Below are 18,334 nucleotides of genomic sequence, written 5' to 3' on the forward strand. Positions count from 1 at the left end.
GCGCAGACCGTTGGAGACCTTTTGCCCTTCACCGATGGATAACTTCAGACGCTTCTGTCACCGGGGGCTGGCGCTGACTCTCCACGAAGTTCGCGCTCCACTGCGGCCTTGTCAATGATCGACCAGACGTCGCTGATCCTGCCGTCGCAAAACGTGTACAACACATTTTCTGAAAAGGTGATGCGCCGCCCGTCTGCCTCAAGCCCCAGAAAGCGGCCTTGTGGCGAGCAGTTGAACACCAGCCGGGCAGCCACGTGCGAGGCATCAACGACCAGCAGGTCAATGACAAAACGCAGGTCGGGAATGAGGCTGACATCGGCTTCCAGCATCTTCCGGTAGCCGCACACACTGATCTTTTCACCGTTGTAACGCACATCGTCGTCAACGAAGTGGCCCAGGTCATGCCAGCGACGGTCGTTCAGGCATGCGATATAAGCGCGATAGTGCTCGTCCAGATTCATTATTTTCTGACCCTTTGCGAAATGTTCAAGGCATGCCGGTGCGGCATATGACGTCAAACCGTTGGACAGCGCGCAGCGCTGAACTCATCACGATTCTTTATCCAACCGTGTTTGCAGGGAACTAGCACGGCAGACATCGCCCTAAGCCTGACATCTATGTACTGGCGCGACGCTGGTTTCAAGCGAAGGACTTCAGATTCATGTCTTCAGGTAGCACTTCATCATCAGCGGCTGATCTACAAGGTCGGCAAAACATCTCACCCAACAGGCTCATTTTCATCTCCGTGCTGGTGGCAACCATGGGCGCGCTCGCGTTCGGTTACGACACCGGCATCATTGCGGGTGCCCTGCCCTTCATGACGCTGCCTGTCGATCAGGGCGGGCTGGGTCTGGATGCCTACAGCGAAGGGATGGTCACCGCTTCGCTGATCGTCGGCGCGGCATTTGGCTCACTTGCCAGCGGCTACATCTCGGACCGTTTCGGGCGACGTCTGACGCTGCGTCTGCTGTCGGTGCTGTTCATCGCCGGTGCGCTGGGCACCGCCATCGCGCCCTCCATCCCGTTCATGGTCGCTGCGCGCTTCCTGCTGGGTATCGCAGTGGGCGGCGGCTCGGCAACGGTGCCGGTGTTCATCGCCGAAATCGCCGGGCCATCGCGTCGTGCGCGGCTGGTCAGCCGCAACGAACTGATGATCGTCAGCGGCCAGTTGCTCGCCTACGTGCTCAGCGCGGTCATGGCGGCGTTGCTGCACACACCGGGTATCTGGCGCTACATGCTGGCCATTGCGATGGTGCCGGGCGTGCTGCTACTGGTCGGCACATTCTTCGTACCGCCTTCGCCACGCTGGCTGGCGTCCAAGGGACGTTTTGACGAAGCGCAGGAAGTGCTGGGGCAGTTGCGCACCAACAAGGAAGACGCGCAGCGCGAAGTGGACGAGATGAAAGCTCAGGACGAACAGGCTCGCAACCGTCCAAAAGCAAGAGAACTGCTGCGCCAGCGTTGGGTCATCAAGTTGTTGCTGATCGGCATAGGCCTGGGCTTCACCGCGCAGTTAACGGGTGTGAACGCGTTCATGTATTACACCCCGATCATCCTCAAGAACACCGGGATGGGCACCAACGCCGCACTGACCGCCACCATCGGCAACGGCGTGGTCTCGGTCATTGCGACCTTGTTGGGGATCTGGGCCATTGGCCGTTACGGGCGTCGGCACTTGTTGATGACCGGCCTGGTGATCGTGATCCTGATGCAGGCAGCGCTGGGTTGCGTGTTGCAATTCATGCCGCAGAACCTGACTCAGAGCTACACGGCCCTCGCTTGCATTCTGGTGTTTCTGCTGTTCATGCAGATGTGCATTTCCCCGGTGTACTGGCTGCTGATGTCAGAGCTGTTCCCGATGCAGGTGCGTGGATTGCTGACGGGCACAGCGGTATCGATGCAGTGGCTGTTCAACGCATCGGTGGCGTTTACCTTCCCGATTGCAGTCGATACTATCGGCAACCCGACGTTCTTTATCTTCGCGGCCATCAACGTCGGCTCGCTGATCTTCGTGTTCCTGTGCCTTCCGGAAACCAAAGGGAAGTCGCTTGAACAGATCGAGAAACACTTGAAGAAAGAGCTTTGACCAGCACTGACCCACTAAAGGAATAGACATGTCTGTAACCGAGCAAGCCGGTGTCACGTTCAACAGTGCCATCCCGATCCTGCGGATGTTCGATGAGCGCAAAGCGCGTGAGTTCTACCTCGACTTTCTCGGTTTCAGTGTCGAATTCGAACATCGTTTCGAGGCCGACCTGCCGCTGTACCTGAGCATCAGCCGCAACGGGCTGCATTTGCATCTTTCCGAACATCACGGCGATGCCTGCCCGGGTGCGGCGGTGTTCGTACCGACCCAAAACATCGAACAGCTGCGCGATGAGCTGATTGGCAAGCAGTACGGGTATGCGCGCCCGGACATTGTTCAGCAGGGCTGGGGCAAGGTGCTGGAAGTCTGTGATCCTTTCGGCAACCGGATCAGGTTTTGCGAGGGCTGAGATAACGTCTGGCGCGACCATCAACCTGATCGCGCCAGAATATTGCTCTACGACGCTTAATCAACGGCACCGAATCAACGCAGGATGAACACCGCCGCTATTGCCACCACGGCCACCACGCCAAACACCATGCGTGCTATCCAGGGCGCGGTCAGCCAGACACCGGTCGCACCGGCTATCTGACCGACGTTTTTCTCTGTCAGCCGGAAACGAGATTCGGGCTCACGGAACGGGTTGCCACAATGAGGGCAGGCATAAGCCTTGTCGGAAATACGGGCAGAGCATTCGGGACAATCGATCATACTCATTGCACAACCTCAACGTTGGCTGAACCGGGTATCAAAAAGACTGCATATTTCGCATTTTGTTCTGAGCCTGCTGAAAAAGCAGGTGAAACAGACTCACCCCTGCGCCGGTTAAACCTGTGACCCATCGTTGGGCAGCGTGATGCTTTCAGGCGCAACGATGACGCATAAAAGTGCCAAGCACAGTTGCCCAAGCGCTCTTCACCCCTCTTGAATCAACGTTTAGCCAACCTTGGCCCATTACGTGCAAATGTGTTTTTCATCTTGTATACATGAATGAACACCACCATGATCGCACTCGATATTTCTGAGCTTCAGTCAGCGTTACGCTCGGGCACAACGACCTTGGCAACGCTTGTGCAAACCCTGACGGCGCACATTGATGCAGATGATCGCCCGGAAGTCTGGATTTATCGTGTGCCTGCTGCGGACCTTTTTGACAGGGCGGCAGCGCTGGAACGTATGGCCGATGCATTGGGCGACGCGGTTTACGAACGGCTCCCGCTGTTCGGCGTGCCGTTTGCGGTCAAGGACAATTTCGACGTGGCAGGGCTGCCAACCACGGCGGCATGCCCGGCCTTCGCCTATGTCGCCAAGGAAAGCGCTCATGTTGTAGAGCGGTTGCTCGACAGCGGCGCGATTCTGATCGGCAAGACCAACCTCGATCAGTTCGCGACAGGCCTGGTAGGCGTTCGCTCGCCTTACGGTGCGGTGCGCAACGCTCATGATCCGGCCTATGTGAGCGGCGGTTCCAGCTCGGGGTCGGCGGTGGCGGTGGCGCGCGGCTACGTCAGTTTTGCACTGGGCACCGACACCGCAGGGTCGGGGCGAGTGCCCGCAGGCTTCAATGGCATCGTCGGGCTCAAGCCCAGCCTGGGCCTGTTCAGCAGTCGCGGTGTCGTGCCCGCCTGCCGCACGCTGGACTGCCCGTCGATCTTTGCCACGGACGTGATGCAAGCCTGGCAGGTGGCGCAGGTCATTGCCGTCTGCGATCCGCTGGATCCGGGCAGCGTGGCCGTGCAAGCCTTGCCGGTGCAGCGCCGGACCAGGCGTGTGGCGGTTGCCCGGCAGTGTGAGTTTTTTGGCGATACTCAGGCGCAGGCGGCGTATTCAAAAGCGCTGGCAGCCCTGCATGACGACCCGTTGCTGACCATCAAAGAGATCGACTTTGACGTTTTCGCCGAAGCGGCGGCCCTGCTTTATCAAGGCCCGTGGGTGGCTGAACGCCGGGCAGCGGTCGGCAGGTTCTTTACCCAGAACGCCGCTGATGTCCACCCGGTGGTACGCGGCATCCTGCAAAGCGCTGCGTCCTTCGATGCCGTCGACACATTCAACGCCCGCTATCGTCTGGCCGACCTGACGCGGGCCGCCGAGCAGTTACTGGCCGATGTCGACGCACTGGTGGTGCCGACCGCACCGTGCATGCCGACCATCGACGCGGTGCTGAAAAACCCGGTCGAACTCAATTCACACCTCGGCTACTACACCAACTTCGTCAACCTGATGAACATGTGCGCCATCGCCATGCCGGCAACCGCGCGCGCTGACGGCTTGCCTGCGGGCATCACCTTGATCGGGCCAGCGGGTGCCGATCAGCGTCTGGCAGAAATCGCCGCAGGCTGGCAATCACGGTTTGGCAAGGCAGACCAGAGTGAAGCCATCGCGATGGCGCCCCTGCCCTACAACAGCCCGACGGTTCAGGTGGCCGTGGTCGGCGCGCACCTGGTCGGTCAGCCGCTCAACTGGCAACTGCTCGAAGGCAGTGCCCGCCTGCTGCGCACCACCACAACCAGCGCGGATTACCGCCTGTATGCACTGGCCGGCACCTCTCCGCCAAAACCGGGCCTGGTGCGAGTCGCAGCCGAAGGCGCGAGCATCGAGGTCGAGGTCTGGGAAATGCCGATGAGCCAGTTCGGGGCCTTTGTCGCCGCGATTCCTGCGCCGCTGGGCATCGGTTCCCTGCAACTGGCTGACGGGGCGTGGGTCAAGGGCTTCATCTGCGAACCGGGCGGCCTTGAAGGCGCGCTGGATATCACGAATTTCAAAGGCTGGCGTGCCTACCGCGCCGCGCAAACATCTTCCACCGCTCATTGATCAGGGGTAGCACCATGTCGAATGTTGATCGTCGCAGTTTCATCAAGTTGGCGGGCATTATCGGCCTGAGCGCGGCGCTGCCTTTCGGGCGCGCCTATTCAGCCGATGCACCGCTGGTGGTCGGGTTCATCTACGTCGGCGCTCGCGACGACTTCGGTTATAACCAGGCCCACGCCCAGGCTGCCGCCATTATCAAGACGCTGCCCAACGTCAAAGTGATCGAGGAAGAAAACGTCCCGGAAACCGTGGCTGTGCAGAAGACCATGGAAGCCATGATCCGCCAGGACGGCGCGACGCTGATTTTCCCGACCTCGTTCGGCTACTTCGAACCGCACGTGGTCAAGGTCGCCAAAAAATACCCGGACGTGCGTTTCGCGCACTGCGGCGGCCTCTGGCAGAAAGGTCGCGACCCGATGAACGCGGGCAGCTTTTTCGGTTACATCGACGAAGCTCAATACCTGAACGGCGTGATTGCCGGGCACATGAGCAAGAGCAAAAAGCTCGGTTTTGTGGCCGCCAAGCCGGTGCCGCAGGTGCTGCGCAACCTCAATGCCTTCGCCATGGGCGCGCGCTCGGTGGACCCGAGCATCGTCACCACGGTGATTTTCACTGGCGACTGGTCGTTGCCGGTCAAGGAAGCCGAAGCGGCCAACGGCTTGATCGACCAAGGCTGTGACGTACTGACCTGCCACGTCGATGGCCCCAAAGTGATTGTCGAAACCGCTGAAAAACGCGGTGTCATGACCTGCGGCTACCACGCCAGCCAGGCTGCACTGGCGCCCAAAGGCTACCTGACCGGTGCCGAATGGAATTGGGAAACCCCTTATCGCGCCCACGTCGCAGCGGCCCAGAGCGGCGCACCGATGATCAATTTCCTGCGCGGCGGCCTCAAGGAAGGCTTCGTCAAGACGTCTGCCTACGGACCGGCCGTCAGCGCCCCCGCAAAACAACAGGCGGACGCCATCAAGGCGCAAATGCTGGCGGGCCAGTTCGTGATCTTCAAAGGCCCGCTCAAGGACAACAAAGGGTCCGTGGTGATTGCCGATGGCGTAGCACTCACCCAGACCGACATCGCTCTGGAGAGCATGAATTACCTGGTCGAAGGTGTGCTTGGCCAGATCTGAGGAACGTTCATGAGTCCATCCACACGCCTGCGTCGCGTTATCAGCGCGCTATTGCCGGGGCTGCCTACGCTGCTGGCCGTGTTTTCCTCGTGCGTGCTGTTCGGGCTGTTTCTGGCGGTTCAGGGCAAGCCCGCCTGGCAGGCGCTGCAACTGGTCGGTGAAGGCGCGTTCGGTTCGTGGTTTGCGCTGGAAAACACCTTGCAACGCGCAGCGCCGCTGATGCTGACCGCGCTCTGCGTCGCCCTGCCCGCAAGGGCCGGGCTGATCATCATCGGCGGCGAAGGCGCGCTGGTACTCGGCGGACTGGCGGCGGCGGTCATGCCGTTGTGGCTGGGACATCTGCCTGCCGGGCTGATGCTGGTCTGCATGGCACTTGCGGCGATGAGCGTGGGTGCGTTGTGGATCGGCTTGAGTGGCCTGATGCGCCAGCGCCGTGGGGTCAACGAGACGATCAGCAGCCTGCTGCTTTCCTACATCGCTCTGGCGCTGTTCCGACAACTGGTGGAAGGCCCGCTGCGCGATCCGGCCAGCCTGAACAAGCCCTCTACTCCGCCGCTGGACGATGCCTATCTGGTCGGCACCCTCAGTGATGGTTTTGAAGTGCATTGGGGGCTGGTGGCGGGTGTGGTCGCCTGTTTGCTGGCGTATGTGCTGGTACACCACAGCATCAAGGGCTTTGCGCTCGCGGTGGTCGGCGGCAACGTGCGCACGGCATTGATGATCGGCTTGCCCGTGGACCGCCTGATTCTGCTCAGTTGCCTGTTGGGCGGCGCGGCGGCGGGTCTGGCCGGCATGTTCGAGGTCACGGCGGTGCAAGGCAGCGCAAATGCTGCGCTGATTGCAGGCTACGGCACCAGCGGCATTCTGGTCGCCTTCGCTGCTCGTCATCATCCGCTGGCCATTATCGTCTGCGCCATTTTGCTGGGAGGGCTGGAAGCCAGCGGTGGACTGCTGCAGCGCAGGCTTGGCCTGCCGGATGCGACCACACTGATTCTGGAAGGGCTGCTGTTCACCAACCTGCTGCTGTGGGAAGCCCTCGGCGGGCGCATCGCAGCCTGGAAAATCAGGCTGACGACGCCGCACACGCAGGCGAATAAAGGAGCGCTACAACGTGGCTGATATCGACCTGGGCACCTTTCTACTCGCGCTGCTGGCCGGGGCAATCCGTGTCGGCACGCCGTTTCTGTTCGTCAGCCTGGGCGAGTGCCTGACCGAGAAAAGCGGCCGGATCAACCTCGGGCTGGAAGGCATTCTGGTGGCCGGGGCGATGTCCGGCTATGCCGTGGCGTGCCTGAGCGGCTCGGCCTGGCTGGGCGTCGGCGCTGCTGCCGGGGTCGGAATTGTGCTGGGCCTGTTGCACGGCCTGGCCTGCTCGCTGCCTCGGGTCAACGACATTGCGTTCGGCATCGCACTGATTCTGCTCGGAACCGGGCTGGCGTTCTTTCTCGGTAAAGCGTTTATCCAGCCACAAGCGCCCATGCTGCCGTCGCTGGCCTTGGGTGCCTGGAGCGACGAGGAACGCGTGCGTTCGGCGCTGAACATCAATGTGCTGTTCTTTGTCGGCGCTGCGCTGGCGTTCGTTCTGCACTGGGGGCTGCGCACCACCCGTTGGGGGCTGATGCTGCGGCTGGTCGGCGACCATGCCGACACCGCACAGGCGCTGGGCTATCGCCCGCTCAAGGTACGCATTCTGGCCACGGCCGTCGGCGGCGGGCTGGCCGGCATTGGCGGGGCCTATCTGTCGCTCTACTACCCCGGCAGCTGGAACGAAGGGTTGTCCAGCGGTCAGGGCCTGATGGCGGTGGCACTGGTGATTTTTGCGCGCTGGCGGCCATTGGCGTGCCTGTGGGCGTCGCTGCTGTTCGGTGCCGCTGGCGCCATCGGCCCGGCCTTGCAAGCCGTGGGCATCAGCGCCGGCTATTACCTGTTTGCCGCCGCGCCTTATGCACTGACGCTGGTGGTGATGTACGCCACCTGCCGCCGTGGCCGCACGCTGAACGGCGCACCCGGCGAACTCAGCCTGACGCGATGAACTGATCTTTCGAGGAGGCATGACATGGCCAGTGGTCTTGGTGGTTTGAACAAGTCGCCCAACGGCGTGGTGATCGGTCTGGCGCAACTGGCGCTGCCCGATCCCCACACGCGCGAGGCGTTGTGGGCGCAGACGCAGAAAGTGGTCGGCATGGTGGCCAAGGCGCGGCGCAGCAATCCGGGCATGGACCTGATCGTGTTTCCTGAATACTCCCTGCACGGCCTGTCGATGAGCACCGCGCCGGAGATCATGTGCAGCCTCGACGGGCCGGAAGTCATGGCGCTGCGCGAGGCGTGCAAGGAGCACCGGATCTGGGGCTGTTTCTCGATCATGGAGGCCAACCCCCACGGCAACCCGTTCAACAGCGGCCTAATCGTCAATGACCTTGGCGAAATTCGCCTGTACTACCGCAAGCTGCATCCGTGGGTGCCGGTCGAACCGTGGGAGCCGGGCGATCTCGGCATACCGGTCTGCGACGGCCCGCGCGGCAGCACGCTGGCGCTGATCATCTGCCACGACGGCATGTTTCCGGAAATGGCCCGCGAGTGCGCCTACAAAGGCGCCGACATCATGCTGCGCACCGCCGGTTACACCGCACCGATCCGTCATGCGTGGAAAATCACCAATCAGAGCAACGCGTTCACCAACCTCATGCAAACCGCGAGCGTCTGTATGTGCGGCTCCGACGGCACGTTCGATTCGATGGGCGAAGCCATGTTTGTCGACTTCGACGGCACGGTGATGGCCGAAGGGGGTGGCCGGGCGGACGAAATCGTCTGCTGCGAACTGCGCCCCGATCTGGTCCGCGAGGCCCGGGTGCATTGGGGTGTCGAAAACAATGTCTATCAGTTCGGCCATCGCGGTTATGTGGCGGTCAAGGGCGGCGCCCGCGATTGCCCTTACACCTACATGCACGACCTGACCAAAGGCCAGTACCGTCTGCCCTGGGAGAACGACGTGGCGCACACCGACGGCAGCGCCTGCGGTTTTGCCGCCCCCGAACGCGAATTCAAACCCGTCCCCAGCAGCTGGAAGGAGTCACGCCATGAGTGAACATCATATTGCTTCGGCGCCCTACCCCTGGCCCTGGAACGGCCAACTGCATGCGCACAACACTGCATTGATCGTGATCGACATGCAGACGGATTTCTGCGGCGTCGGTGGCTACGTGGACAGCATGGGCTATGACCTGGCGCTGACCCGCGCGCCCATCCAGCCGATCAAGGCCTTGCTGGCCGTGATGCGGCCGCTGGGTTTCACCATCATCCACACCCGCGAAGGCCATCGCCCGGACCTCAGTGACCTGCCGGCCAACAAACGCTGGCGCTCGCAGCGCATCGGCGCCGGAATCGGCGATCCCGGCCCGTGCGGGAAGATTCTGGTACGTGGCGAACCGGGCTGGGAAATCATCGACGAGCTGGCACCGCTGCCCGGCGAAATCGTGATCGACAAGCCCGGCAAAGGCTCGTTCTGCGCAACCGACCTGGAGCTGATCCTGCGCACACGCGGCATCGACAACCTGATCCTGACCGGCATTACCACGGACGTGTGCGTCCACACCACAATGCGCGAAGCGAATGACCGTGGCTTTGAATGCCTGCTGCTCGAAGATTGCTGCGGCGCCACCGACCCCGCCAACCATGCCGCAGCACTGAGCATGGTCAAGATGCAGGGCGGGGTATTCGGTGCGGTGGGCCATTCCTCGATGCTTTGCGACCTGTGGGGAGCCTGAACATGCGCGCCCCGAGCCTGGAAACGATTGGTGCCAGCAAGTCTTTCGGCAGTTTTTGCGCACTGGACGAGGTGTCATTCAAGGTCCGCGCCGGGACGGTCCATGCCCTGCTCGGTGAGAACGGCGCCGGCAAGAGCACACTCGTCAAAGGCATCATCGGTTACAGCCCGCTGCAATCAGGCAGCATTCTGGTCGATAACCGGGAGCAGACGATCAACAGCCCGCGCGACTCTCATCACTTGCAGATCGGCATGGTGTATCAACACTTCACCGTCGCGCCGGGCCTGAGTGTCGCCGAAAATCTGGTGCTGTCGCGGGGTGATCTGCCGTGGCGCATCAACTGGGCCAGCGAGCACGAACGCCTGGAAGCCTTCATGGCGAGCATGCCGTTCCGGCTCGACATTCACCGACAGGTGAGCAGCCTCGCCGCCGGGGAAAAACAGAAGCTGGAGATTCTCAAACAGCTGTATCTGGAGCGGCGACTGGTCATTCTTGACGAGCCTACCTCGGTGCTCACGCCCCAGGAAGCCGATGAAGTACTGGGCCTGATGCAGGCGATGGCGCACCGTGGCGATCTCACGGTGCTGATGATCACCCACAAGTTTCGCGAAGTCAGCACTTACGCCGATGACGTTACCGTGCTGCGCAAAGGCCGTTGGGTCGGCACGGCAGCCGTGGCCGACACCACCACTCAGCAAATGGCCGCCTGGATGATGGGCGAAGCACAGGTCTGTGGCGTGAGCACTGATCGTCCGGTATCGGCGCCCGGCGCGCCGCAGTTGCAGGTCGAACGCCTGGACGTGCCGGGCGACAAGGGGACGCTGGCCGTGAAAAACCTGTCTCTGGCGGTGTACCCGGGGGAAATTGTCGGGATCGCGGGTATCTCCGGCAATGGTCAGCGCGAACTCACCGAAGCGCTGCTCGGTCAGCGCTCATTCAGTGCCGGCCAGATACGGGTCGACGGCCAGCCTTACCACGCACGGCGTGAGCAGATGCAGCGTCTGCGCGTGTTCAGTCTGCCCGAAGAACCCTTGCGCAATGCCTGCATCGGCAGCTTCAGCGTGGCTGACAATCTGGCCCTGCGCAACTTTGACCAGCCGCCCTTGTGCCGTCAGGGCTGGCGCCTTGATCGTCGTGCGATAGACGCACAGGCGCGCACGTTGATCGAGCAGTTTCAGGTCTCGCCCAACGACCCGAACCGGCCGATCGGCACCTTGTCCGGGGGTAACGTGCAGCGCGCCGTGCTGGCCCGCGAATTGCCCCGTGACGTCGCCGTGCTGGTCGTTGCCAACCCGGTGTTCGGCCTGGATTTCGCCAGTGTGGCGCTTATCCATCAGCGCCTGATCGATGCCCGCAACAGCGGCACAGCGGTGCTGCTGCTCAGCGAGGACCTGGACGAACTGCTCAGCCTGGCCGACCGGATCGTGGTCATTCACGACGGCGAGCTGGTCTTTGAAACCCGTGCAGCGGCCGCTGACCGTACCGAACTGGGCCGTCACATGGCCGGTGCCGAACAGCCTTCGCAGGCGTCGGCATGATCAGTCTAAGTGCGCACCCCGACCGCTTCACTTTCGAGCCATCGCGCACTGCGGTGGTGATTATCGACATGCAGCGTGATTTTCTTGAACCCGGCGGCTTTGGTGCCGCGCTGGGCAACGACGTCACGCTGCTGCAAGCCATCGTGCCCGCCGTGCAGAACCTGCTGACGCTGGCTCGCGAACAGGGTCTTGCCGTGATTCATACCCGCGAGTCACACCACCCGGACCTGTCCGATTGCCCGCCGGCCAAAATTGAACACGGCTCGCCGGGATTTCGTATCGGCGACCCCGGCCCGATGGGGCGTATCCTGATTCGCGGCGAGCCCGGCAATCAGATCATCGAGGCCCTGACGCCGCTGGCCGGCGAGTGGATCATCGACAAACCGGGCAAGGGCATGTTCTTCGCCACCGACCTTCATCGGCGGCTGAGCGATGCCGGTATCACGCACCTGATCTTCGCCGGCGTCACCACCGAAGTCTGCGTGCAGACCAGCATGCGCGAAGCCTGCGACCGGGGTTATCGCTGCCTGCTGATCGAAGACGCCACCGAAAGCTACTTTCCCGCCTTCAAACAGGCCACCCTGGACATGATCACCGCGCAAGGTGCCATTGTCGGACGAGTCGCCTCGCTTGCCGACCTGCAACAGGCGCTGCTTACAAGGAGTACGCACTGATGGACATCAACCTTCCCCACGTGGTCGCCGAAGTGACCCACGCCTTCACTGACTACGAACGCGCCCTGCTGGCCAATGAACTGACCACGCTGGATGCGTATTTCTGGCATTCGGAACAGACCGTCCGCTATGGCGTGGCCGAGAATCTGCACGGCGCCGACGCCATCGCGCAGTATCGACGTCAGTGTCAGCCGATCGGACCCGGCCGAACGTTGCTGCGTACGGTGGTGAGCACCTTCGGAGAGGACTTCGCCACGGTCAGCACCGAATTTCACGATGGCGTGACTCAGCGTCTGGGGCGGCAAATGCAGACCTGGGCACGCCTGGAAGGCGGCTGGAAAGTAGTTGCTGCACATGTCAGCATTGACCTGAGCAGTCTGGAGCCACGCCCTTGAATTCCCCGAACACCACCAACGCACTGGCAGAAGACGTCTATCGTCGGCTCAAACAGGAGATTTTCGACTTCTACCTGCTGCCCTACGACCGGTTCACCGAAACGCAACTGGCAGACCGTTATCAAGTCTCCCGAACCCCGGTGCGCGACGCACTTTACCGCCTGCAGCGCGAGGGCTATCTGGACGTCGAGTTCCGGCGTGGCTGGTCAGTCAAACCGCTGGACTTCGATCAGATCGACCAGCTCTACGACCTGCGCATCGTGCTTGAATGCGCGGCGGTCGAACGTATCTGTGCCTCTGCCGACGTGCATCCGGAACTCCATGTCCTGCGAGAACACTGGCTGATAGACCGTGCTCATCAACAGACAGACATGCAAGTCGTCGCTGACCTCGACGAACAGTTCCACACCCAGCTGGTCGCGGCTTCGGGCAATCTGGAAATGGCCCGTATCCACCAGGAAGTCACCGAACGCATTCGCATCGTCAGGCGGCTCGACTTCTTCAAAAGTGCCCGTATTGAACACACTTACCTTGAACACGCCGCCATCCTCAATGCACTTCAGGCGCGCAAGCGAGACGAAGCGCTATTGCTGCTGCGCGCTCACGTGGAAATCAGCAAACTGGAAGTGCGCAAACTGACCATCTCCATGCTCAGCGATGCGCGACGGCGGTATGAGGCATGAAGCGCTGACGTCTATCGGATGCTTCTGCCGAGTTTGCGGGTGAACGGTGCGGATATCTCGCACTTCAGGCCGCCAGGTTCGTAGAAGAACGTTACCGCACCGTCAAACGCATTACTCAGGCTGCCCTTGATCATCGCTGTGCCATAACCCTTGCGGCTCGGCGGCTCGACACACGGGCCGCTGCTCTCCGCCCAGACAAGCCTGAACGTGGCGTCGAGATCATCGATACCCTGACTGACAATCCACCACTGTATGTTCAGTTCTCCCGTGTCCCGGGACAGCGAGCCGTACTTGGCGGCATTCGTGCCCAACTCGTGTATCACCAGCGCCAGCGCCGACGCCGCTTCCTGAGTCAGCAAAATATCAGGGCCGGAAAAACGGATAGCACAGTCTTTTTGATACGGCGCGAGCATGTCCTGCAGCAACGTGGCCATGTCGATTTCGCAGGTGCTCAATGCCAGTGAATGCGCGCGATGCATCATCACCAAGCGCTCACCAAATACCGCCTGGAACTGCTTCGCTTCGGGGTATCGTTTCAGGGTCAGGCTGGCTACGCCACCCATGGTCAGGAACAGATTGCGAATACGGTGCTCAAGCTCACCCAGCATGAGGGTGTTGGACTCTTGAGACCTGCTGTACGCACAGATGCGGGCACACAACGATGATGCCAACTGCAGAAACTCGCGCTGCTCAACAGTCAATGACATGCCCGAAGGGTGGATGATTGCGATGCTCCCCTGGGCATTTTTATCAGCGCTCAATGCCGGAATCGAAATCATCGCTTTTAAATCATGCTGGGCGAAAAGCGCTTTCCACGCTTGCGAAAAGCGGGGGTCAGTTGCCACATCCGGTACTTCGATGTTTTTTCCGGTCAGTATGCCCAGCCCGCAAGAGCCGTGCTTGCCGGTAATGATGTTACCCACCAGCGCTTGAGAAAACCCGGACGGCAGATTCGGGAAAATAGACTGACGAAAGGTTCTGCCTGCTTTATCCAGCACATTGATGCCCACGATGACACCGGGCAATCGGGCCTGCAGCGCTATGGCAAAATCCTCAAGAAGCGACTCAGCGGGTAAGGCTGATGACATGACGTCCAATGCGCGATCACGAAAACCCTCTAGAAACTCACGCATGGCAGCCGCATCCTCAGGTGCGAAAAAGTGCAAGCATCATACACTGGCGAACAACGTGAGACGCTTGAACGGGTTGAAACGCTGCTCATCGGCAGACAGCGTACACGTCGTCATTGAGTCGTTAGCGCTATCCTCAACACTTTCAGGGAAGGGAGGCCTTCAATGACACGAGCCGTACTGTTGGTGCTGTTGATCTTCGCGATTGCATGGCTTGCACAAAGCGGTGATGGCGACGAACGGCATTGCCCCGATAAAGACGCAGACTTTTTTGCTGACGCCATCAACGCCTATTTCGACAAACACCCACCCAACGCCGGAAAAGCCGTGAACATCGTCGACGGTGCGCGATACGACGATCGAACCCACTGGTGGACAGTGCCGGTCGACGTCGGTACTGAAAAGTTACAGGCACTGTTGAGCTGTGACGGGCACCTTGAACTCTCCAGGCGTACTGAATAAGCCGCCTCACCCAAGCGCGACGTGTCGCGCTCGCAATGAGTAATCGCCAGCCCCATCGCCAGGTCATGATCAAGACAATGGGCATGGTGGAACAGGCCGTCCCCGAATGCTGAAAACTGACAGCCGACAACGGCGCAAGGGCCATCGGGGCACCTCCCGTCTTTTGCAACCTTTCCACCACCGTCAGGTCGGAATACTCAGCAATTGATGGCATTTAGTTATCAGCCTGCACTTGGCCAAGTGCATCCCGGGCACCGGTCAGTGCGAATTACAGGAAGAGTCATTGATGAATCATCAGGGCGATGAGCGCGACCCGATCACACCGTTGAACCAGGATCGCATTACAGAGGTGTTGAAGGCCGCCGCTCACTCCGCATCGTGTTCGTCAGGCTCGCTGATAGTGTCCGGGGCATCCGGTTGGGAACACGTTGCAGGCTTTGGCTCCTGCCATCATTCTGTCGATGAGGTGTGGCTGAGGACACTGTCGTCTTACGGCGATGTGGTACGTGTGGGTCACGATATCCCCACTGAACACCTGGACGCTGGCAGCGACAGAGGCAACTGGATCTACGTTGCCATACGCGGTTCCGTGCATGAACTGCTGGGCGCACTGCTGCTGAGTAGCACCGACCCCGAAGCCGTATTCAGCGCTGCGCAACGTTACGCGCTTCAGACCCATGCGGCTCACCTGCGCACTTATCTGCAACCTGGTCGCGAGCCGGAAACGGCCAACCCGCTGGTGGGTTCTATCGAAAGGCTGCGATTGCTTGAGTCCGTGGTCATCAATGCCAATGACGCCATTCTTATTACTGAAGCCGAGCCGATTGACCTGCCGGGGCCTCGCATCGTCTATTGCAACCCGGCCTTTCTGGCGATAACGGGTTTCACCGAAGAGGAAGTCATAGGCCGCACGCCACGCATACTTCAGTGCGAAGACACTCGTCGCGAAACACTGGATGTTATTCGCGATGCACTGACTCACTGGAGGCCGGTGGAAGTCGAACTCATCAATACGCGCAAGGACGGCAGCCAGTTCTGGGTCGAACTGAGCATTGTCCCGGTGGCCAACGAAAAAGGCTGGTTCACCCATTGGGTCTCCGTGCAGCGGGATATTACCGAGCGCAAGGATTCTCAGCACCTCGCTGACCGGGCGCGTCTGGCGTGGGAAGAAAAGCTCGCCTTGCAAAGTCGGCTGGAAGAGCGCGAGCGGATCTCCGAAGAGCTGGCCTACATCGCGTTCCACGATGAACTGACGGCACTTTTCAACCGCGCCTATCTCATGAACGAGTTGACCAAGGCGTTCGAAACCCTTGACCCTCGTTATGAACGCGCCACTGTGCTCTTTCTGGACCTGGATGGGTTCAAGGTCGTCAATGACAGCATGGGGCATCTGGCCGGCGACCAGTTACTGAAACGCGTTGCCAATCGATTGCAGAATTGCGTGCGCTCGGATGATGTTCTGGCGCGAATTGGCGGTGATGAGTTTGCAATTCTGTTGATGGGCAAGGATCAGCCGGAAACAGCGGTAAAGATGGCTGAACGCATTGTCAGTCAACTGCACACGGCCATTCAGATTGAAGGTCAGGACATCTTCATATCCTGCAGCATAGGGATTGTCACCGCCGGCGACAGCCATTCGAAACCCGAGGACTTGCTGCGTGATGCAGACGTGGCGATGTACGCGGCCAAGAAACAAGGCAGAGGACGCTGGAGCATCTTCAATGCCTCGATGCGCGAAGCGGCGATTGATACGCTGATGATCCAGAATGCGCTGCGCCAGGCCCTCGAAGACAAGGATTTCCTGGTGTTCTATCAGCCCATCTACAGCGGGAGCAGCGAGCACCTGGTCGGCGTCGAGGCGCTGGTGAGATGGGATCATCCGGTCATGGGAATCATTTCACCGGATGCGTTCATCCCCATCGCAGAAGACCTCGGCATCATTCACGCACTGGGCGCATGGGTCATGCACAGAGCCTGTAGCGAGGTTCAAGCCTGGCGCAAGAAGTTCTCGCACCTGGACCTGAGGCTTAACGTGAATGTGTCCGGAAAAGAACTCAGCCATCCCGGATTCGTCGAGCAGGTGACCCGGATCATTGCATCGACCGGGTTGCCTGCAACACAACTTCAGATAGAAGTCACCGAATCGGTTTTTCTCTATCAACCTGACGCGATAGCCGAAATTCTTCGGCAGATTCGTGAACTGGGCGTGCGCGTGGCGCTTGACGACTTCGGCACGGGATACAGCTCATTGGGCTACATCGACCGTTACCCGATAGATGCCGTGAAAATAGACCGGTCCTTCGTCTCCAGAATGATGACCTACAGCCGGAGCGAGGCCATTGTCAGCAGCATCCTGTCTCTGGGCCGGGCACTGAGTCTGGACATAACCGCTGAAGGTGTGGAAACCGTGGAACAATACAATCGCCTGCAGAACATGGGATGCCCGTATTTCCAGGGTTACTTCCTGAACCGGCCAATGCGACCGGAAGCCCTGGAGGAAATCATGAGGTCGGTTGCAGAGTGCAGTGTCTGATTCAGGTATCCCGCACCCAGGCTGTCAGGTAGGGGTAACAAGCCGCTCGAGCGCATCAACTGCTGCACTGCACCACTCAGTCACCTCATCGAATTTGTACTCAACTGCGGAGGCGTCGGTGATTTCAACTTCAAGCTCTGCCTTCGACCCGGAGTTGTCGAACAAGTACGCTCGACTTGACGCCTGAATAGCTTCAGGGAGCAATGCCAGACACCTCTGATAACGGGCACGTATCCTGTCTGGCGTAACGTTATGCCCACCTTCGCCAACACGAATGGCAACCCGGTTGATATTGATTTCCGGATTTTCAGTAGCAACGAAATACAGGTAGGTACGGTATCCCAGCGATTTGGCTCTTCTGATGAAGTCAACCTTCGAGCGGTCGGACATCACCGTCTCAAAAGTGAAACTGGCGCCCTGTTCAAGCAATTGATGCCGGATAAAGTCGGCGACGACAGATGAGTGATACGAATTCACCTGAATCGCATCAATCATCAAAGACTGACCGACAACAGTGAAATGCCCAGCCTGAGCCACCAGTTGTTCTCTGACAATCAGCGAATGAGACGAGAAAAAATCTTGAAACACCTGATGATCAGGGGTGATTGCGAAAGGCGAAAAATCTATGAAGCCGTTATCGATCGCCTCACGCTCAAGGTCGTCAGCATTAACGTATGTATAGATTAAATCAGAAGCAAGAAGACGCTTGATGGTGCTTTTGCCGGAGCCGTTAGGCCCGGCGAATACCCGGAGCCTAGGAACCGGCACTGTTAGAAGCCCCAGAGCCAATCTTATAGCTGACGCCCGCTGTTACCTTACGACGGGGTTTGGAAGCACAAACGATTTGTTCGGTACCGTCTGCGCGCTCGGCGACGATAAAGCCACCCTTGGAAAGCACCACGGTCCGACCTGCCGCTTTGGCTTTCTCGTACGCCATGCGGGTGGCAAGGGAAGCCTGAGCAGGAATCAGCGCTTCGAGCTTTTGAGTGGCTTCTTCAGACAGCACGTTGTTGGCGGCTTTAGGCATGGTTCCTCCTGATCAATCTGCCCCGGATGAGCGTGAACGATTTCATAGTAGCCCGAAAAACTGCTTTTCGACACGGAACACACTACACCTTGTTTACCGGATGTGGCGTG

At 60.0% G+C, this 18,334-nt stretch carries 19 protein-coding genes; 14 read left to right on the forward strand and 5 right to left on the reverse strand.

Features of this window, described 5'->3' with window-relative positions; genetic code table 11:
* Positions 1–44: 44 nt before the first annotated feature.
* Positions 45–461 (reverse strand): ester cyclase, encoded by a 417-nt coding sequence (locus tag BW686_RS13590; protein WP_084917519.1) that lies wholly within the window; start codon positions 459–461, stop codon positions 45–47.
* Positions 462–661: 200 nt separating this feature from the next.
* Here BW686_RS13590 and BW686_RS13595 point away from each other — a divergent pair, with 200 nt between their 5' ends.
* Positions 662–2,086, forward strand: coding sequence for a sugar porter family MFS transporter (locus tag BW686_RS13595; RefSeq protein ID WP_084917522.1), 1,425 nt, complete (start codon positions 662–664; stop codon positions 2,084–2,086).
* Positions 2,087–2,114: 28 nt separating this feature from the next.
* Complete coding sequence (locus BW686_RS13600) at positions 2,115–2,495, forward strand: glyoxalase superfamily protein (protein WP_084917525.1); 381 nt, start codon at positions 2,115–2,117, stop codon at positions 2,493–2,495.
* Between the two features lie 74 nt (positions 2,496–2,569).
* Here BW686_RS13600 and BW686_RS13605 read toward each other — a convergent pair whose 3' ends face one another.
* Positions 2,570–2,803, reverse strand: a complete 234-nt coding sequence (locus tag BW686_RS13605; RefSeq protein WP_024680906.1) for an integrase — start codon at positions 2,801–2,803, stop codon at positions 2,570–2,572.
* A 285-nt stretch (positions 2,804–3,088) separates the two neighbouring features.
* Between BW686_RS13605 and atzF the strand changes: the two genes are divergently transcribed.
* The 10 genes from atzF to BW686_RS13655 are packed head-to-tail and all read left to right on the forward strand — an operon-like array spanning position 3,089 to position 13,072.
* Positions 3,089–4,894 carry an allophanate hydrolase gene (gene atzF, locus BW686_RS13610; protein WP_084917528.1) on the forward strand — a complete coding sequence of 602 codons (1,806 nt, stop codon included), beginning with the start codon at positions 3,089–3,091 and terminating at the stop codon, positions 4,892–4,894.
* Between the two features lie 14 nt (positions 4,895–4,908).
* On the forward strand, positions 4,909–6,018 hold the full coding sequence (locus tag BW686_RS13615; RefSeq protein WP_084917531.1) for a BMP family ABC transporter substrate-binding protein: 1,110 nt from the start codon (positions 4,909–4,911) through the stop codon (positions 6,016–6,018).
* A 9-nt stretch (positions 6,019–6,027) separates the two neighbouring features.
* Positions 6,028–7,137, forward strand: coding sequence for an ABC transporter permease (locus tag BW686_RS13620; protein ID WP_084917534.1), 1,110 nt, complete (start codon positions 6,028–6,030; stop codon positions 7,135–7,137).
* Entirely contained in the window at positions 7,130–8,050 is a 921-nt protein-coding gene (locus tag BW686_RS13625) for an ABC transporter permease (protein WP_084917537.1), read from the forward strand. Before BW686_RS13620 ends, BW686_RS13625 begins: the two co-directional genes overlap by 8 nt.
* 24 nt (positions 8,051–8,074) lie before the next feature.
* Positions 8,075–9,103 carry a formamidase gene (locus tag BW686_RS13630; protein ID WP_084917540.1) on the forward strand — a complete coding sequence of 343 codons (1,029 nt, stop codon included), beginning with the start codon at positions 8,075–8,077 and terminating at the stop codon, positions 9,101–9,103.
* Positions 9,096–9,782: a biuret amidohydrolase gene (gene biuH / locus BW686_RS13635; RefSeq protein WP_084917543.1), complete on the forward strand. Its 687-nt coding sequence runs from the start codon at positions 9,096–9,098 to the stop codon at positions 9,780–9,782. The genes BW686_RS13630 and biuH overlap by 8 nt, the downstream gene beginning before the upstream one ends.
* Before the next feature lie 2 nt (positions 9,783–9,784).
* A complete protein-coding gene (locus tag BW686_RS13640) occupies positions 9,785–11,320 on the forward strand; it encodes an ABC transporter ATP-binding protein (protein ID WP_084917546.1) in 1,536 nt (511 codons plus the stop codon).
* A complete protein-coding gene (locus BW686_RS13645) occupies positions 11,317–11,994 on the forward strand; it encodes a cysteine hydrolase family protein (RefSeq protein WP_084917548.1) in 678 nt (225 codons plus the stop codon). Before BW686_RS13640 ends, BW686_RS13645 begins: the two co-directional genes overlap by 4 nt.
* Positions 11,994–12,389, forward strand: a complete 396-nt coding sequence (hpxZ, locus tag BW686_RS13650) for an oxalurate catabolism protein HpxZ (protein WP_084917550.1) — start codon at positions 11,994–11,996, stop codon at positions 12,387–12,389. Before BW686_RS13645 ends, hpxZ begins: the two co-directional genes overlap by 1 nt.
* Positions 12,386–13,072, forward strand: coding sequence for a GntR family transcriptional regulator (locus tag BW686_RS13655; RefSeq protein WP_084917553.1), 687 nt, complete (start codon positions 12,386–12,388; stop codon positions 13,070–13,072). The genes hpxZ and BW686_RS13655 overlap by 4 nt, the downstream gene beginning before the upstream one ends.
* 11 nt (positions 13,073–13,083) lie before the next feature.
* Here BW686_RS13655 and BW686_RS13660 read toward each other — a convergent pair whose 3' ends face one another.
* Positions 13,084–14,205, reverse strand: coding sequence for an HWE histidine kinase domain-containing protein (locus tag BW686_RS13660; RefSeq protein ID WP_084917556.1), 1,122 nt, complete (start codon positions 14,203–14,205; stop codon positions 13,084–13,086).
* A gap of 162 nt (positions 14,206–14,367) precedes the next feature.
* Here BW686_RS13660 and BW686_RS13665 point away from each other — a divergent pair, with 162 nt between their 5' ends.
* Positions 14,368–14,664: a hypothetical protein gene (locus tag BW686_RS13665; RefSeq protein WP_084917558.1), complete on the forward strand. Its 297-nt coding sequence runs from the start codon at positions 14,368–14,370 to the stop codon at positions 14,662–14,664.
* 286 nt (positions 14,665–14,950) lie between these two features.
* Positions 14,951–17,197, forward strand: a complete 2,247-nt coding sequence (locus BW686_RS13670; protein ID WP_084917561.1) for a putative bifunctional diguanylate cyclase/phosphodiesterase — start codon at positions 14,951–14,953, stop codon at positions 17,195–17,197.
* Positions 17,198–17,221: 24 nt separating this feature from the next.
* Here the strand turns inward: BW686_RS13670 and BW686_RS13675 are convergent, their stop codons facing one another.
* The gene (locus BW686_RS13675; RefSeq protein WP_084917564.1) at positions 17,222–17,965 is read right to left on the reverse strand and encodes a zeta toxin family protein; all 744 of its coding nucleotides are present in this window, start codon (positions 17,963–17,965) and stop codon (positions 17,222–17,224) included.
* Positions 17,952–18,224: a hypothetical protein gene (locus BW686_RS13680; RefSeq protein ID WP_084917567.1), complete on the reverse strand. Its 273-nt coding sequence runs from the start codon at positions 18,222–18,224 to the stop codon at positions 17,952–17,954. The genes BW686_RS13675 and BW686_RS13680 overlap by 14 nt, the downstream gene beginning before the upstream one ends.
* Positions 18,225–18,334 lie beyond the last annotated feature (110 nt).

Origin of the sequence: Pseudomonas syringae (genome assembly GCF_002157375.1) — a bacterium.
Taxonomy (GTDB): Bacteria; Pseudomonadota; Gammaproteobacteria; order Pseudomonadales; family Pseudomonadaceae; genus Aquipseudomonas; species Aquipseudomonas syringae_T.

Excerpts from the sequence above, each read along its gene's own strand:
- BW686_RS13590 (WP_084917519.1), bottom strand. The coding sequence starts at position 461 with ATGAATCTGGACGAGCACTATCGCGCTTATATCGCATGCCTGAACGAC.
- BW686_RS13595 (WP_084917522.1), top strand. The coding sequence starts at position 662 with ATGTCTTCAGGTAGCACTTCATCATCAGCGGCTGATCTACAAGGTCGG.
- BW686_RS13600 (WP_084917525.1), top strand. The coding sequence starts at position 2,115 with ATGTCTGTAACCGAGCAAGCCGGTGTCACGTTCAACAGTGCCATCCCG.
- BW686_RS13605 (WP_024680906.1), bottom strand. The coding sequence starts at position 2,803 with ATGAGTATGATCGATTGTCCCGAATGCTCTGCCCGTATTTCCGACAAG.
- atzF (WP_084917528.1), top strand. The coding sequence starts at position 3,089 with ATGATCGCACTCGATATTTCTGAGCTTCAGTCAGCGTTACGCTCGGGC.
- BW686_RS13615 (WP_084917531.1), top strand. The coding sequence starts at position 4,909 with ATGTCGAATGTTGATCGTCGCAGTTTCATCAAGTTGGCGGGCATTATC.
- BW686_RS13620 (WP_084917534.1), top strand. The coding sequence starts at position 6,028 with ATGAGTCCATCCACACGCCTGCGTCGCGTTATCAGCGCGCTATTGCCG.
- BW686_RS13630 (WP_084917540.1), top strand. The coding sequence starts at position 8,075 with ATGGCCAGTGGTCTTGGTGGTTTGAACAAGTCGCCCAACGGCGTGGTG.
- biuH (WP_084917543.1), top strand. The coding sequence starts at position 9,096 with ATGAGTGAACATCATATTGCTTCGGCGCCCTACCCCTGGCCCTGGAAC.
- BW686_RS13640 (WP_084917546.1), top strand. The coding sequence starts at position 9,785 with ATGCGCGCCCCGAGCCTGGAAACGATTGGTGCCAGCAAGTCTTTCGGC.
- BW686_RS13645 (WP_084917548.1), top strand. The coding sequence starts at position 11,317 with ATGATCAGTCTAAGTGCGCACCCCGACCGCTTCACTTTCGAGCCATCG.
- hpxZ (WP_084917550.1), top strand. The coding sequence starts at position 11,994 with ATGGACATCAACCTTCCCCACGTGGTCGCCGAAGTGACCCACGCCTTC.
- BW686_RS13660 (WP_084917556.1), bottom strand. The coding sequence starts at position 14,205 with ATGCGTGAGTTTCTAGAGGGTTTTCGTGATCGCGCATTGGACGTCATG.
- BW686_RS13665 (WP_084917558.1), top strand. The coding sequence starts at position 14,368 with ATGACACGAGCCGTACTGTTGGTGCTGTTGATCTTCGCGATTGCATGG.
- BW686_RS13670 (WP_084917561.1), top strand. The coding sequence starts at position 14,951 with ATGAATCATCAGGGCGATGAGCGCGACCCGATCACACCGTTGAACCAG.
- BW686_RS13680 (WP_084917567.1), bottom strand. The coding sequence starts at position 18,224 with ATGCCTAAAGCCGCCAACAACGTGCTGTCTGAAGAAGCCACTCAAAAG.